General features: G+C 58.2%; 12 protein-coding genes. 4 read left to right on the forward strand and 8 right to left on the reverse strand.

The window, feature by feature from the left end:
• Window positions 1-300: 300 nt before the first annotated feature.
• On the reverse strand, window positions 301-1,053 hold the full coding sequence (gene exuR, locus ERD80_RS07875; protein WP_058776394.1) for a transcriptional regulator ExuR: 753 nt from the start codon (window positions 1,051-1,053) through the stop codon (window positions 301-303).
• A gap of 298 nt (window positions 1,054-1,351) precedes the next feature.
• On the opposite strand from exuR, the gene ERD80_RS07880 reads away from it, so the two are divergent.
• Together ERD80_RS07880 and ERD80_RS07885 are read left to right on the forward strand one after the other, a co-directional pair.
• Complete coding sequence (locus ERD80_RS07880) at window positions 1,352-2,800, forward strand: tagaturonate reductase (RefSeq protein WP_136546456.1); 1,449 nt, start codon at window positions 1,352-1,354, stop codon at window positions 2,798-2,800.
• Window positions 2,801-2,804: 4 nt separating this feature from the next.
• Complete coding sequence (locus ERD80_RS07885) at window positions 2,805-4,295, forward strand: altronate dehydratase family protein (protein WP_125309905.1); 1,491 nt, start codon at window positions 2,805-2,807, stop codon at window positions 4,293-4,295.
• Window positions 4,296-4,341: 46 nt separating this feature from the next.
• On the opposite strand, the gene sstT is transcribed toward ERD80_RS07885, so the two are convergent.
• The 3 genes from sstT to ERD80_RS07900 all read right to left on the reverse strand — a co-directional run bounded on the left by sstT (window position 4,342) and on the right by ERD80_RS07900 (window position 8,018).
• Window positions 4,342-5,577 carry a serine/threonine transporter SstT gene (gene sstT / locus ERD80_RS07890; RefSeq protein ID WP_031280144.1) on the reverse strand — a complete coding sequence of 412 codons (1,236 nt, stop codon included), beginning with the start codon at window positions 5,575-5,577 and terminating at the stop codon, window positions 4,342-4,344.
• A 228-nt stretch (window positions 5,578-5,805) separates the two neighbouring features.
• The gene (locus ERD80_RS07895; protein ID WP_021509700.1) at window positions 5,806-6,777 is read right to left on the reverse strand and encodes a TerC family protein; all 972 of its coding nucleotides are present in this window, start codon (window positions 6,775-6,777) and stop codon (window positions 5,806-5,808) included.
• Window positions 6,778-7,031: 254 nt separating this feature from the next.
• Window positions 7,032-8,018: a Gfo/Idh/MocA family oxidoreductase gene (locus tag ERD80_RS07900; protein ID WP_136546458.1), complete on the reverse strand. Its 987-nt coding sequence runs from the start codon at window positions 8,016-8,018 to the stop codon at window positions 7,032-7,034.
• 137 nt (window positions 8,019-8,155) lie between these two features.
• Here ERD80_RS07900 and ERD80_RS07905 point away from each other — a divergent pair, with 137 nt between their 5' ends.
• Window positions 8,156-9,844: a chloride channel protein gene (locus ERD80_RS07905; RefSeq protein ID WP_058781153.1), complete on the forward strand. Its 1,689-nt coding sequence runs from the start codon at window positions 8,156-8,158 to the stop codon at window positions 9,842-9,844.
• Here ERD80_RS07905 and ERD80_RS07910 read toward each other — a convergent pair.
• Window positions 9,841-10,341 carry a M48 family metallopeptidase gene (locus ERD80_RS07910; protein WP_136546460.1) on the reverse strand — a complete coding sequence of 167 codons (501 nt, stop codon included), beginning with the start codon at window positions 10,339-10,341 and terminating at the stop codon, window positions 9,841-9,843. The two genes, ERD80_RS07905 and ERD80_RS07910, sit on opposite strands and share 4 nt — an antisense overlap.
• 81 nt (window positions 10,342-10,422) lie before the next feature.
• Here ERD80_RS07910 and rlmG point away from each other — a divergent pair, with 81 nt between their 5' ends.
• The gene (gene rlmG, locus ERD80_RS07915) at window positions 10,423-11,541 is read left to right on the forward strand and encodes a 23S rRNA (guanine(1835)-N(2))-methyltransferase RlmG (RefSeq protein WP_058771320.1); all 1,119 of its coding nucleotides are present in this window, start codon (window positions 10,423-10,425) and stop codon (window positions 11,539-11,541) included.
• Here rlmG and ERD80_RS07920 read toward each other — a convergent pair whose 3' ends face one another.
• The 3 genes from ERD80_RS07920 to ERD80_RS07930 form a co-directional block, all read right to left on the reverse strand.
• Window positions 11,542-13,548, reverse strand: coding sequence for an NADPH-dependent 2,4-dienoyl-CoA reductase (locus ERD80_RS07920; protein WP_136546462.1), 2,007 nt, complete (start codon window positions 13,546-13,548; stop codon window positions 11,542-11,544).
• A 318-nt stretch (window positions 13,549-13,866) separates the two neighbouring features.
• The gene (locus ERD80_RS07925) at window positions 13,867-14,490 is read right to left on the reverse strand and encodes a response regulator transcription factor (protein ID WP_021509694.1); all 624 of its coding nucleotides are present in this window, start codon (window positions 14,488-14,490) and stop codon (window positions 13,867-13,869) included.
• A 99-nt stretch (window positions 14,491-14,589) separates the two neighbouring features.
• On the reverse strand, window positions 14,590-16,205 hold a 1,616-nt coding region (locus ERD80_RS07930; protein WP_136546464.1), incomplete at its 5' end, for an ATP-binding protein.

Consider the following 16,205-nt stretch of genomic DNA (forward strand, 5'->3'; position numbering starts at 1 on the left):
TGAGGGGCTTAGGCGCAGGCGGGTTAAGTTATACATTTTAGGTATGCCACCTGAGCAGGATTTCCGGATCCATCCAGAATTGATTGTTAAATCAGCGACTTTTTATAGCCCTGTCGCAAAGGGTAAGAAAAGGGCGATAACTGTAACAAAAATCGCGGGATTCAGACAGTGTAAAGTCGCGGTCGCACAGGAGTTTTACCTTTTGACGCAGATGGTCAAAAGGAGCTTTACACGAGCTGACACTATTGCAGATTAACTGACTTTTTAGCCTGAAAATGCAGCGTTTCTGCCATCGTGGCTTCAGGGCAGGATCACCGGATTTTCTGCGAACATGTAGCGGTCGACGTTGAATTCAAAGTCATCGGCGGTGGCGTCGAACAGCATCTGTTTAGTATTTTCCAGATGCTGCCACATCGCCAGTTTGCTGGCGGCGGGATCTTTACGCATTAACGCTTTTAAAATCTGATCGTGATCGTCGCACCAGCTGGTGATATGGCGTGCGTCAATGTGCTCGTGCAACTTGAGCCAGTAAGGATTATGCAGCCGGTGCCGCCACATTTTCTCTACGATGGCGGCCAGCGCGCTGTTTTGGGTGGCCTGGGCAATGCGCACGTGAAACTCCATGTCCCATGTCGAATCGCGCGCGTGATCTTCCTGCCGGGCTTTTTCCTGAATTGCCAGCAGCGCCACGATGTCCTGTGGACGGATCTGCGTGGCGGCAAATTCGGCGACATTGCTCTCAATCAGCTGGCGCGCCTGCAGCAGTTCAAAGGGGCCATAGCTGGCAAACTCCAGCTGATCGGCGGCGCTGTCGCGCGGTTGTGGCTGGTCGCTGATCACATGAATGCCGGACCCTTTGCGCACCTCCACGTAGCCTTCCACCTCCAGCATGATGATCGCTTCCCGCACCACGGTGCGGCTCACATGGTGCGCCTCCGCAATCATCCGCTCTGCCGGTAACTTTGCCCCCACGGCATAACTGCCCGCTTCGATGCGCTGCTTAAGTTCGCTGGCGAGTTGCTGGTAGAGGCGGCGTGATTCGTTCAGGTCCATGATTATTCGGTTCTGTGAAAGACGGTAAGTTGTTATACCACTTACCCTGCGATGTCGCAAAGCGCTGAAGCTGTTATACCATCTGGTAAGTTAAGAACCTGTGCGCCTGCTCAGGTTTTATCTTTAATTAATAGAATATACATATATTTAAGTTGATGGAAATAAGCGGCACGCCGGCTTTCGCCGTATGGCAATGATGGATAATGTGACGCAGTTGGCAAACAAATCTCCCTGTCGCTGAAATTGGTATGATAACTTTTGCGCATTAGCTGACCGATTTCATCTTCAAGGAAGCGACATGTTGCGACTCAACCGCCGCGATTTCCCCGGCGCACGCTATAGCGAACGCGTGATCCAGTTCGGCGAAGGCAACTTTTTGCGTGCCTTTATCGACTGGCAGCTCGACTGGCTCAATGAACATCAGGGCACCGATGCCGGCGTGGTGGTGGTGCGACCGCGCAACCGGATGCAGACGGAGACGCTCAATCAGCAGGATGGCCTCTACACCACGCTGCTGCGCGGCCTGAATGAAGCGGGGCAACCGCTCAGTGAAACCCGGCTGATCCGCAGCCTTAATCGTGAAATCCAGCCTTATCAGCAGTTCGATGAATTCCTGGCTCTGGCACGCGCGCCGCAGATGCGTTTTGTGTTCTCCAACACCACCGAGGCCGGCATCGCGTATGCCGAACAGGATCGGCTGGAGGATCAACCCGCGTCGTCGTTTCCCGGCAAACTGACGCAGCTTTTGTGGGCGCGTTATCAGCACTTTGCCGGTGCCGCCGATAAAGGCTGGCTGATCGTGCCGTGTGAGCTGATCGACCATAACGGCGATACGCTGCGCGCGTTAGTGCTGCGTTACTGCCAGCAGTGGCGGCTGCCAGCGGCCTTTATGCAGTGGGTGACGCAGCACTGCGCCTTTTACAACACGCTGGTGGATCGCATTGTCAGCGGCTATCCGCCGGATGGCGCACAGATTGCAGCCCAACTGGGCTATGACGACCGCTATCTGGTGGCCGGGGAGCGCTATTACCAGCTGGTGCTTCAGGGACCGGATGCGCTGATGCATGAGCTGCAGCTGACGGCGCTGGCGCCTGCCGTCAGGCGGGTGGATGACATCACGCCGTACAAAGCGCAGAAGGTGGCGATCCTTAACGGGGCGCACACTGCGCTGGTGCCGGTGGCGTTTCAGGCCGGGCTGGCGAGCGTGGGTGAGGCCATGAACGATGCGCAGCTGGCCGCTTTTGTCGATGCGCTGCTGCGCGAAGAGGTGATTCCGACGCTGGATTTGCCGCGCGCCGAGCTGCACGCCTTTGCCGATGCGGTGCAGCGCCGCTTTCGCAATCCGTTTATTCACCATGCGCTGCTGGCGATTGCGCTCAACGGCATGACCAAATTCCGCACGCGCCTGCTGCCGGCGCTGTTGCAGGCGCAGCAGCAGGGTGGCGACTGGCCGCCGCGCCTCATCTTTGCCTTTGCCGCGCTGCTGGCGTTTTATCGCGGCCAGCAGGATGACCGGCAGTGGCCGCTGCAGGATGACGCGCACTGGCTGCAGCGTTTTGCCCGGCTGTGGCCGGCGGTCCTCGCCGATCAACTCACCCCGCAGCAGCTGGTGAGCGACGTGCTGAGCGACGCGCAGCACTGGGGCGAAGATTTAACCCAGCGGCCCGGCCTGGTCCCGGCGGTCAGCCAGCAGCTGCATAACATTCTCGTCCACGGCATGCGGACGGCCCTTAGCCAACTGAGATAACGCGATGCAACAGGCAATCAAAATACATTCACGCGACAACGTCGCCGTCGCGCTGCAGGATCTGACGGCCGGCACCCAGGTTATCGTCACAGAACAGCGGATTACGCTGCAGCAGGATATCGGGCGCGGCCACAAGTTTGCGCTGCAACCGCTCATCAGTGGCGAGCAGGTGATTAAGTATGGGTTGCCGATTGCCCATGCCACTCAGCCGATCGCCGTAGGCGAGCTGATTCACTCCAGCAACGCGCGCACCAATCTGAGCGATGTCGACGAGTACGTATACCAGCCGGAACACCTCACGCTGCCACCGCAGGCGGCGGATCGTGAGGTGCAGATTTATCGTCGCGCCACGGGCGAGGTTGGCATTCGTAACGAGCTGTGGATTTTACCGACCGTCGGCTGCGTTAACGGTATCGCCCGGCAGATTGTGTCACGTTTTCTGCGGGAAAGTGACGACGCGGCTGACATCGACGGCGTGCACCTGTTCAGCCACCCTTTCGGCTGTTCACAGCTGGGTCAGGATCATGAAAATACCCGCACCATGCTGCAAAATATGGTGCGCCATCCTAACGCCGGCGCGGTGCTGGTGATTGGACTCGGCTGCGAAAACAATCAGGTCGATATCTTTCGCGACACGCTGGGCGACTTCGACAGTCAGCGCGTGCAGTTTATGGAGTGTCAGAAACAGGATGATGAAGTGGAAGCCGGCCTGCAGCGGTTGCATGCGCTGTACAACGTGATGCGTCACGACCGCCGCCAGCCGGGCAAACTGAGCGAGCTGAAGTTTGGTCTCGAATGCGGTGGCTCGGACGGCTTTTCCGGCATCACCGCCAATCCGCTGCTCGGCTGTTTCTCTGACCAGATGATCGCCAACGGCGGCACCACGGTGCTGACCGAAGTACCGGAGATGTTTGGTGCCGAGCGCATCCTGATGAGCCGCTGCCGTGATGCGGCGATTTTCGACAAAACGGTGGCGATGATTAACGACTTCAAGCGCTACTTTATCGATCATCAGCAGCCGATTTATGAAAATCCATCGCCTGGCAACAAGGCGGGCGGCATCACCACGCTGGAGGAGAAGTCGCTGGGCTGTACGCAAAAAGCCGGACAGAGTCAGGTGGTGGATGTGCTGAAATACGGTGAGCGGCTGCGCACGCCGGGGCTCAATTTACTCAGCGCGCCCGGTAACGATGCGGTCGCCACCAGCGCGCTGGCCGGAGCCGGCTGCCATATGGTGCTGTTTACCACCGGGCGCGGCACGCCGTACGGCGGCTTCGTGCCCACCGTGAAAATCGCCACCAACACGCCGCTGGCGGAGAAAAAGCCGCACTGGATTGATTTCAATGCCGGACGGCTGCTGGAGGGCACCAGCATGGAGGCGCTGCTGGCGGAGTTTGTTGAGACTATTGTGGCGATTGCGAACGGCCAGCCGGCGCGCAATGAAGCTAATGATTTCCGCGAGCTGGCGATCTTCAAGAGTGGCGTGACGCTTTAAAGCGGCAGCGGTTAAAGCGCGGCACCGGTGGGTGCCGCGACGCGGGTTAACCGGCGGTGCGAGGCTGACGTTCCGCTTCCGCCTGACATACGGCGGCGGTAAACAGAATATCGGTCGAGGAGTTGAGTGCGGTTTCGGCGGAATCCTGCAGTACGCCGATGATAAAACCGACCGCAACCACCTGCATCGCCAGATCGTTAGGGATGCCAAACATGTTGCAGGCAACCGGAATCAGCAGCAGCGAACCGCCCGCCACGCCGGACGCACCGCAGGCACACAGCGAGGCGACAAGGCTCAGCAGAATAGCGGTGGGTACGTCCACGGCAATGCCCAGCGTGTGCACCGCAGCCAGCGTCAGTACGGTAATGGTGATTGACGCGCCCGCCATGCTGATGGTCGCGCCCAGCGGAATCGATACCGAATAAGTGTCTTCATCCAGATTCAGGCGTTTGGCCAGCGCCATGTTGACCGGAATATTCGCGGCCGAGCTGCGGGTAAAGAACGCCGTTACGCCGCTTTCGCGTAGGCAGGTAAACACCAGCGGATAAGGATTGCGGCGGATTTTCTGAAACACCAGCATCGGGTTGACCACCAGCGCCATAATCAGCATGCAGCCAATCAGCAGCGTCAGCAGGTGGGCATATTGCCACAGCGCACCGAAGCCGGTTGAGGCCAGAATCGATGCCACCAGGCCAAAAATGCCCAGCGGCGCACAGCGAATCACACAGCGCACCACCCAGGTCGCGGCATTCGACGCGTCATTCAGGAAGGCTTTGCTGCTCGGGCTGGCATGACGAAACGCCAGGCCAAGGCCAATCGCCCACACCAGAATGCCAATGTAGTTGGCGTTCATCAGCGCTTCAATCGGATTGGCGACCATGCTCATCAGCAGGCCGTGCAGCACTTCGGTGATGCCGGACGGCGGGGTAATTTCGGTCGCGCCGACGTCCATCGACAGCGTCTGCGGGAACAGATGGCTGAAAATCACCGCGACCACCGCCGCGAAGAAGGTACTGAGCAGGTACAGCATAATGATCGGGCGAATATTGGTTTTTTGCCCCTGCTGATGGTTGGCAATCGAGGAGATCACCAGCACCAGTACCAGCAGCGGTGCCACGGCTTTCAGCGCGCGCACGAACAGTTCACCCAGCAGGCCCACGGCCAGCGCGGCATCGCGTGAAAGCCACGCCAGCGCCACGCCGGCAATCAGGCCGATCATGATTTGTTTTACCAGGCTTCCTGAGAACAGCGCACCCAGCGGTCGAAGAAGATTATTTAGCATATTACGGTCTTTTTATCGCGGTATGAGTGTTGTGCGCGGTTGCTCCGCGCCAAACGGTTTGCCCGGCGGAGTATAAGGAAAAGAGCTGACGAGAAAAGAGATAATTCTGCCGGTGCGCGCCAGATCGGTTTTTTGATCTGCTGATGACGGGAAGTGTGACAGAGATATGAAACGCGAAGGTTGGCACTGGCGAAACAAAGCAGGGGCGATTAGCGCCCCTGCAGAAGATTATCGTGAGATGCCTTTCTGGTCGTTTCTGTGGTTTACCCAGGCATTGATCAGCAGCGTACCGCCGAGAATCACGCCGACCACCGTCAGCGAGATCGCCACCGGAATGTGGTAGAACTCGACGATCAGCATCTTGATACCGATAAACACCAGCACGATCGCCAGACCGTACTTCAGCATCGAGAAGCGCTCTGCCACGTTGGCCAGCAGGAAGTACATAGCGCGCAGGCCAAGGATGGCGAACAGGTTAGAGGTCAGCACGATGAACGGGTCGGTAGTGACGGCAAAAATAGCCGGAATACTGTCGACAGCGAAAATAACATCGCTCAGCTCCACCATAATCAGCACCAGCAGCAGCGGTGTGGCAAACAGCACGCCGTTTTTGCGGGTGAAGAACTTTTCACCGTGCAGTTCATCGGTCATGCGCAGATGCTTACGCAGCCAGCGCACCACCGGCTTATCGCCGACGGCAGCGTCATCGCCCTCTTTAGCGAAGGCCATTTTGATGCCGGTAAACAGCAGGAAAGCGCCGAAGATGTAGAGGATCCAGCTGAACTGTGTGACCAGCCAGCTGCCGGCAAAGATCATGATGGTACGCAGCACAATCGCGCCCAGCACGCCGTAAATCAGCACACGGCGCTGAAGATTAGACGGAATGGCGAAGTAGCTGAACAGCATCAGCCAGACGAAGACGTTATCGACCGCCAGCGCTTTTTCCAGTACGTAACCCGTCAGGAAAGCCAGGGTTTGCGCGGTTGCCACTTCGCGCCCGGCGCTGCCGTCGAGATACCACCAGAACGCGGCGGCAAACAGCAGAGAAACGGAGATCCATACCAGCGACCAGACGGCAGCCTGTTTGAATGACATGGTTTGTGCGCCGCGTCGTCCCTGTAAGAAGAGATCGATCGCCAGCATGATGAGCACGACGACAGCGAAGCTGCCCCAGAGTAACGGTGTGCCTACAGAGTGCATAGTCGTATCCTGTCCTGAAAATGAAAAACGGCTGAGTCAGAAGACGTCAGCCGCTTTATAGAGCTGCAAGCAAACCTCGCCTTCCGGCAAGGTCTCACTTACAACACAGAATCAATTCCGGGTTGCCTGACGACCGGATGCGCTACGCATCGTAATGACGATCGGTCAGCTTACAAGTTACTCCCCTTTGCTGCGGCCAACATACGTGCAAGCGCGAGCAGATTCAATGGGGGAGCTGTAATATTTTGCAATATTTACACTTCTTTCCGATCCGCCGGAAACACCACGCCGGTCTGGCGACGAATCTCTGTCAGCAACCGGGCGGTTATGCGTGAAACCTCCAGCGCAGGGTGCTCCACCTGGCGCGTTTCCACCAGCCGGGCGAAGGTCTCTGCTTCATACAGCATAGTATTGATGTGCTGTGGCTGCGTCAGGTTCTGGCTCTCGCCGCCGCGCGGAATCAGGCGCAACTGCTGGCACTCAGAAATTTTTTCTATCACCAGCGAGCCGGCTTCGCCCTGGATTTCGCTGGGAATCAGGGAATCACTGACTTTCGAGTGCAGCAGCGTGACGTCGAAATCGCCGTAGTCCAGCACTACCACGCCGTGCGCATCGACGCCGCTTGCCAGCAGCGAGGCCTCAGCTTTCGCCTGCTGCGGCGCGCCCCACAGAGTAACGGCAGCGGCGAGACAGTAGTAGCCAATGTCCATGATCGAACCGTTGGACCAGCGCGGGTTGAAGGTATTCGGGTTCTCACCGTCGAGATAGCGCTGATAGCGTGACGAGTACTGACAGTAGTTGAACAGCGCTTTGCGCAGTGTGCCCAGCTGCGGCAGCGCCTGTTGCAGGCGCAGGAACGTCGGCAGACTGGCGGTTTTGAACGCCTCAAACAGCACCACCTGATGCTGACGCGCACAGCCAATCATCGCCTCAGCTTCACGCAGGTTAGAGGCCAGCGGTTTTTCGCAGATGACGTGTTTGCCGTGCGACATGAACAGCAGCGCCTGCTCACAGTGCAGCGCATTGGGGCTGGCGATATACACCGCGTCGATTTCCGCACTTGCCGCCAGCGCCTCCAGTGAGGTAAAGGTCAGCGGACAGGGATAATCCGCGACAAAGGCGTCGGCCTGCTGCTGGCTGCGTGAATAGACGGCGCTCAGTTTCATTTTGCCGCTCTCATGCGCGGCGTCGATAAACTGGCGGGTGATCCAGTTGGTTCCCACAATGGCAAAACGTATCACGGCTGGCTCTCCTGCACTTTGAAAGCGGCAGAGTAGCATGTTCCCTGGCGGCGCAGGCAGGCGAAATTTGATCCTGCGATCCGCATTCCAATATGATGATGCCAAACCCTTTTTTAACCGACATGCGGGGACGCCGGGTGAGCGGAAGCAAACACGCACTGAACTGGACCACACTGCTGATCGCCATTCCGGTGGGCCTGGTGGCCTCGCTGGTCACGCTGGCGTTTCGCGGCATCATCGATCTCATTAATCATTTGCTGTTTCACAGCGACAGCGAAATCACGGTCGCGATGCACGTCTGGCCGTGGATCTTCTGGCCGCTACTGGTGGGGGCGGGCGGGCTGCTGGCCGGCTGGTTCCTGCGCTACGCGGTGGCGATTGAGCAGCAGGAGACGGTGAAAACCGATTACCTTGAAGTGATTAACGCGCGGCTGGATGCGGTGCCCACCAAAACCTCGCTGTTTCGCGCGCTGTCGTCGATTGCCAGTATCGGCAGCGGGGCGTCGATTGGTAAAGAGGGGCCAATGGTGCAGCTGTCGGCGCTGAGCGGCAGCCTGCTGGGGCGCTGGCTGCCAGCGTCCCTCAATATGCGCAACAGCGACATCGTTGCGATGGCGGCGGCCGCCGGTCTGTCGTCGGTGTATCACGCGCCGCTGGCGTCCGCGATTTTTGTCGCGGAAATCGCCTTTGGTATTTCAGCGCTGCAGCGGCTGATTCCGCTGATTATCGCCTCGGCGGTGGCGGTGATGACCATGTGGTCGCTCGGTTTTCGCAGCGCGCTCTATCCGCTTTCCGATACGCTGTTTCAAATGGATGTCACCAGCCTGATGATGACCGTCGTGATTGGTTTTGCTGCGGGCGTGGCGGGCTGGCTGTTAATCAAGCTGATTGCACGCAGCAAAGCGTTGTTCAGCCGCGTGCGCTCGCTGCCGCTCAGGCTGGGCGCGGGCGGCTTTGCGGTTGGCTTACTGGCGCTGATCTCCACCGATATCCTTGGTAACGGCTATGAAGTGATCGTGAAAATCATTGAAGGCAACTATCTGCTGGCCGGTTTGCTCGGCCTGCTGGTGCTGAAAATGCTGGCGACCACGCTCTCGGTCGGCTCCAACGCGGTTGGCGGCCTGTTCACACCCTCATTATTGATTGGTGCGCTGCTCGGCGTGGCGCTGGCGCAGACTGGCGTGCTGCTGCATCTGCCGGTGGGCAATACGCTGCTGTATGCGGCGGTGGGCATGGCGGCGGTGCTGGCGGCGGTCAGTCAGGCGCCGCTGATGGCGATGCTGATGGTGCTGGAGATGACGCTCAACAGCAGCCTGCTGTTCCCACTGATGATCGCCTCGGTGCTGGCGTCAATGCTGGTCTACCGGCTGCAGTCCGCCAGCACCTATCCGGTGGTAAGCCATCACCTTAATCGTTCAGAAGCGAAATATGATTTTGATAATATGCGGGTTGATCAGCTGATCATCCCCGGCGCGGCGCTGCAGCCGGCGGAATCGGTCGGGCAGGCGCTGGCGGTGAGTTCACTCAAGCGCGAGCGCTACGTCTACGTCATTAATCAGGCCGGTCAGTTTCTTGGCGTAGTATCAATTCATGATATTTCGCGCAAAGTGCTGGCACAGGAGATCACGCTGGATTCGCCGGTCAGCAGCGTGATGGATGATAATTTCCCCTGCATTTACCAGCACCAGAGCATGCGTGAAGGCTGGGAGGCGTTTGCACGCGTGACGCTGGAGCGTTTACCGGTGCTGAATAATGCGCAGGAGCGTCGCTTCCTTGGCGCATTGACCAAAACCAGTCTGATCCAGAAAGCGCAGGAGTTTCTTTAGGCCGCGTTGCCGCGCAGCGCCTGTTCGGTCATCCACAGGCGCGCGTCGAACTCCAGCTGGTGGTAGTCCGGTTCCATGTGGCAGCACAGCTGATAAAACGCTTTGCTGTGATCTTTCTCTTTCAGGTGCGCCAGTTCGTGTACCACGATCATGCGCAGAAAGGGTTCCGGCGCGAGGCGGAAAAAGGTCGAGATGCGAATTTCGGCCTTGGCTTTCAGGTTACCGCCCTGCACGCGGGAAATGGCGGTGTGCAGGCCAAGCGCATGCTTCATCACTTTGATTTTATTATCCCAGATGACCTTGCTCACCGGCGGCGCGCTGCGCATATAGCGGTTTTTCAGCGCCTGCGTGTAGTCATAGAGCGCCCGGTCGCTGACGACGTCGTGTGTATCGGGATAACGCTGCTGCAAAAAGGCGGCTAATCGCTGATTATCAATCAGCACTTGCACCTGTTCGAGGATGTTTTCAGGGTAACCCTGCAGATAGATTAATGGCATTGGGATTCCCGACGAAAGACAGTATACTGCGCCCCCTTTTCAGGGCGAAAATCGCGCAAAGTGTACCACGCCGGAGATTCCATGAGCCAACTTGAACTGACCGATCGCACGCTGACGCTTCAGCGCTTCCCGCCGATGCGCGAAGAGAGCCCGCTACAGGCGTGGGACGCCGCAGATGAATATTTGCTGCAGCAGGCGCTGCCGGCAGGCCCGGTGCTGGTATTCAATGACAGCTTTGGCGCGCTGACCTGCGGGCTGAACGATCGGGAAATCTGGCACGTTAGCGACTCGTGGCTCAGCCAGCAGGCCGCCCGGCAGAATCTGCGTCTCAACGGTCTGGATGAAGCGTCGGTACACTTTCTTGATAGCCTGGCGCCGTTGCCGGCTGCCCCGGCGGCGGTACTGATTAAGCTGCCCAAAGCGCTGGCGCTGCTTGAGCACCAGCTGCGCGCGCTGCGGACGGTCGTCACGCCGGATACCCTGATTCTGGCGGCCGGTAAAGCCAAAGACATCCATAATTCCACGCTGCAGCTGTTTGAACGCATTCTCGGTGAGAGTAAAACCTCACTGGCGTGGAAAAAAGCGCGTCTGATTTACAGCCATTTCAGCGCGCCGGCGCTGGCGGACGTGCCGGCGACCACCGTGTGGCCGCTCGACGAGACGCCGTATCATATCCACAATCACGCCAATGTGTTCGCCCGCGCGGCGCTGGATATTGGCGCGCGCTTCTTTCTGCAACACCTGCCGCACGATATTGAGGGCGAAATCGTCGATCTCGGCTGCGGTAACGGCGTGATTGGCCTGCAGGCGCTGGAACAGAATCCGCAGGCCGAGGTGCTGTTCGTCGATGAATCTTACATGGCGGTGGCCTCCAGCCAGCTCAACGTTGAGCTCAACCGACCGCAGGATCTGGCGCGCTGCCAGTTTCGGGTTAACAACGTGCTGAGCGGTTTTCCGTCGGACCGACTGCATGCGGTGCTGTGCAATCCGCCGTTCCATCAGCAGCACGCGGTGACCGACCACCTGGCGTGGCAGATGCTGCGTGACGCCAAACGCTGCCTGCAGTATGGCGGCGAGCTGCGCATCGTCGGCAACCGCCACCTTGGCTATCATCAGAAAATGAAGAAGCTGTTTGGCAACTGCGAGCTGGTGGCCTCTAACGCCAAATTTGTGGTGCTGCGTTCGGTCAAGCTGCGTTAATCACAGGCTGAGCGCCAGCTCAGTGGCCTGAGCAATGGCGCGCCGTGCGTCCAGCTCCTGCGCGACGTCGGCACCGCCGATCAGCCGCACGGCTTTGCCGCGTGCGGCCAGCGCCTGCGCCAGCGTACGCAGCGGTTCCTGACCGGCGCAAATCACGATGTTATCTACCGCCAGCGTCAGCGCTTCCCCCTGATGGCGCAGGTGCAGCCCGTCATCATCAATCTTCAGATACTCCACATCACCCCACATCTGCACGCCGTGCGCCTGCAGGCTGGCGCGATGGATCCAGCCGGTGGTTTTCGCCAGTCCGGCGCCCGGTTTGCCGGATTTACGCTGCAGCAGCCAGATCTGGCGGTCGGCAGGAGCCGGCTGTGGACGTACTAAACCGCCGCGCGCCTGCAGGCTGCGATCGATGCCCCAGCTTTGGTAGAAGTCTTCCTCGCGATCGGCGTGCTGCAGCAGAAACTCCGCGGTGTCGAAACCAATGCCGCCGGCACCGATAATCGCCACGCGCTGGCCAACCGGTTTTTTGTCGCGTATCACCTCGAGATAGCTCAGCACGCTGGGGTGATCGATGCCCGGAATCGCCAGCTGGCGCGGTGTGATGCCGGTCGCGATGATGACTTCATCCGCCTGTTCCAGTTCGTCGGCGCTGACGCGATGATTCAGGCACAGCTCAACACCTGCGGCTGCCAGCTGATGGCGGAAATAGCGCAGCGTTTCGCTGAACTCCGCCTTGCCGGGGATCTGGCGGGCGATATTAAACTGGCCGCCAATCTGCGCATCGGCTTCATACAGGGTGACGTGATGGCCGCGCTGCGCCGCCTGCAGCGCGAACGCCATACCGGCCGGACCGGCACCTACCACCGCCAGGCGTTTTGGCTGCGCGGCGGCGATGACCGGCATCAGCGTTTCATGACAGGCGCGCGGATTGACCAGGCAGGAAGTGACCTTGCCGGCAAAGATTTGATCGAGACAGGCCTGATTACAGGCGATGCAGGTATTGATGGCGTCGGGCTGGCCCGCCTGCGCTTTGCTGACAAACGCGGCATCGGCAAGAAATGGCCGCGCCATCGACACCATGTCGGCAATACCGTCGCGCACAATCTCTTCCGCCACCTGAGGATGATTAATACGGTTGGTAGCGATAACCGGTACGCTGACGTGCTGGCGCAGATGCTGCGTGACCCAGGCGAAACCGGCACGCGGCACGCAGGTGGCAATGGTGGGAATGCGGGCTTCATGCCAGCCAATGCCGCTGTTGAACAGCGTCACGCCGCGCTGCTCCAGCGCCGTGGCAAGCTGCAGCGTCTCCTGCAGCGAGCTGCCGTTATTCACCAGATCGAGCATCGACAGGCGAAAAATAATAATAAAGGCATCACCGACGGCGGCGCGCACCGCCTGCGTCACTTCCAGTGCAAAGCGCTGCCGCCGCGCCAGATCACCGCCCCAGCCGTCGTCGCGCTGATTGGTATGGGCGACCAGGAACTGATTAATCAGGTAGCCTTCGGAACCCATGATTTCGACACCGTCGTAACCGGCCTGCTGCGCCAGCCGGGCGCAGCGCGCGAAATCCGCGATGGTTTGTTCAATCTGCACTTCGCTCAGTGCCTGCGGTGTAAACGGGTTGATGGGCGCCTGTAGCGCCGAGGGCGCCACCAGATCGCGTTGATAGCTGTAGCGCCCGGCGTGCAGGATCTGCAGCGCAATTTTGCCCCCCTGAGCATGTACCGCATCAGTTATCTGGCGGTGCCAGCCGCACTGGGTTTCGTTCGTCAGCATGGCTCCGCCCTGCGCCACCACGCCCTGCGCATTGGGCGCGATGCCGCCGGTCACAATCAGCGCAACGCCTTCCCGGGCGCGCTCGGCGTAGAAGGCAGCGAGGCGCTGAGCGCCATCAGCATGCTCTTCCAGACCGGTGTGCATTGAGCCCATCAGGAAACGGTTTTTCAGTTGCGTAAAGCCCAGATCCAGCGGGGCAAACAGATGCGGATAACGCTCAGTCATGATCACTTACTCAGTGAGTGGTCGGATGAGTGAACTCTAGCGGGAAAAGTGCGGGCTGGAAATTTGCGGCGCTCAGCCTGTGAGAAACATCAAAAAAAAGCAGGGCGGCAAGTCGCAGACGAAAGTATCGGACCACTTTCGCCAGGCACGGGAAGAAACCTGCGCGCCCTGTAATGGCATGAAGATTGGGCTAATAAATTAGCTCTGTGGTTATAAATTCCTGTATGACTCAATCTCTATAACAATCCCGGGTGAGGACGAGGTGATGATGCCATGCCTCAGTCGAATTAATCCGCAAGACTGGTCTTGATTTTGGCTTCAGCAGGCACCGTTTCGCCGTGCCAGTTCGATAATATCGACCAGATTCTTTGATTCGAGCTTTTGAAAAATTTTAGTTTTATAAGTACTGATAGTTTTGTTATTTAATCCTAATTCACAGGCAATGATTTTATTGGATTTTCCCTGCGCCAGCTGACGTAAAATAAGCGTTTCCCGCTCGGTCAGGCGCGACAACATATCCTGTTCATTCACATAGCGCTGGCGCCGGTCAAGAATATCGCCGGGCAGATAATTTACATTATTAAATACGCAGCCAATGGCGGCGATCAGCGTCTGAATCGGGTCGTATTTCGACACGAAGCCGTTAGCGCCCTGACTAAGCGATTGTATAAGCAGGTGATTGTTACTGCTCTGACTGAGCAGAATGACTTTCATCCAGGTTTTAGATTTTACGATATCGCGTAAAAAGGCGATGCCATTTTTCTCTTTGAAATCAGGATCTAAAATCAGGATGTCGATGTGCTGATGAATAACATCGTCAATACCATCATTAATTGTGTTTGCTGTAGTGACACAATTAAAGCCATTCATTAATAATAAAGCCTGCACCCCAGCCGCAACAAGGCGATGCTCATCAACGATGAGAATTTTTGCATTAAACATAGATCTCCCTTTTACGACACCGATATGATGGCGCTGGCGGACATTATGTCTGGCGGCTTATCCCGGCGAACCGAGAAATGTCTTGATAAGATTATGTTTTTATAAAACCTGCTGATTTTTCAGCCGATATTGTTCAAAGATAATTAATGTTTCATTGACGGTGTTAATTTCGCACGCGATGGCGGCAATCAGTTGCGCGACATCGTGTCCTTCCTGCTGGTGTTTCTCCAGCTTGCGCCCCAGCTCCATCAGCGCGCTGGCGTTAAGAATGCTGGCACCGCCTTTCAGCTTATGGCCAAGCTGTGACAGCGCGTGAGCATCAGTGGTTTGCTGCAGCGCCGCCAGCAATTCATCGTGGCTGGTGCGAATACTTTCCAGCAGGGTGATGCAGCTGGCAGGATCGCGCTCAGCCAGCTGCATCAGCAGCGGCGCAAAAGTCGGAACCGCCACAGGGGCCGGCAGCGCGGCGACGGCGGTATCAGCAACAGGTTGCCCGGTCACGGCTGCGGCCTCGCTGTCAGGCATGTGTGGCGTGCCTGGCGTGCGGCGTGGACAGTGGGTGATTTGCGCCAGCAACGTATCCAGATTCAGCGGCTTGAACAGACAGTCGTTCATGCCAGCCTGCAGGCAGCGCTGCATGATGTGCTGCTCGGCGGAGGCGGTCAGGCCGTATAGCGTGATCGGCGGCAGATGATGGTGGCGTTCATGCTGGCGCAGCGCCTGGGCAAATTCAAACCCGTTCATGCCGGGCATATTGCAGTCGGTAATGATCAAGTCGAAGCGCAGCGGATCCTGCTGCCACAGCTTCAGCGCTTCGACGGCGCTTTCGCTCACCACCACCTGATGGCCCGCCAGCTCCAGCTGTTTACCCAGCAGCAGGCGATTGGGCGCATGATCATCAATCACCAGCACTGACAGCTTGTCGGTGACCAGCGGCTGTGTCAGATGCGGTTGGGTTTGATCGCGCGGTTCGCCGGCCGGCGCGCGGAAGTAGAAGGAGAACACCGATCCTTCACCTGGCGTACTCTCCACAATCAGTTCGCCATCCAGCAGCTCTGCCAGATTGCGGCAGATGCTCAGGCCAAGACCGGTGCCAATCTGCTGCTGCTGACGTTCACCGACCTGGACAAATGGCTCAAAAATCGCCTGCTGCTGCTCCTCGGTCATGCCGCAGCCGTCATCGCTCACTTCTATGACGAACTCACAACCTTCCTCTTCCTGGCCAATCCCCTGCATCAGCACCACGGTTACGCTGCCGCGATCGGTAAATTTAATGGCGTTACTCAACAGGTTAGACAGGATCTGGTTGATCATCAGCGGATCGGTCTGTACCCAGTAGGCCGCGATGTCCATCTCTACGCGCAGATCGATCCCTTTGCTTTCGGCTTTGTTGCGAAACAGCGTCACCGCCTGATCGATCACATCCGGCAGGTAAACGGTTTCCGGCGTGGGTTGATACTGGCCAGATTCGATCTTCGACAGATCGAGGATATCGCCGATCAGCGACAGCAGCGCGCGAGCCGAGCTGTAGGCGACGCGAATATTCTCTGACAGCGTCTCACACGGCTGCGAGCGGGTTTCCAGCTCCAGCAGACCAATGATGGCGTGCAGCGGCGTGCGGATCTCATGGCTCATGCTGGCGAGAAACTCACTTTTGGAGCGGTTGGCTTTGTCTGCGGTGTCCTTGGCCAGCTGCAGCTCCTGCAACAGCGCGT

The sequence above is a fragment of the Pantoea sp. R102 genome (assembly GCF_004916815.1).
In the GTDB taxonomy this organism is placed as follows: Bacteria; Pseudomonadota; Gammaproteobacteria; order Enterobacterales; family Enterobacteriaceae; genus Pantoea; species Pantoea dispersa.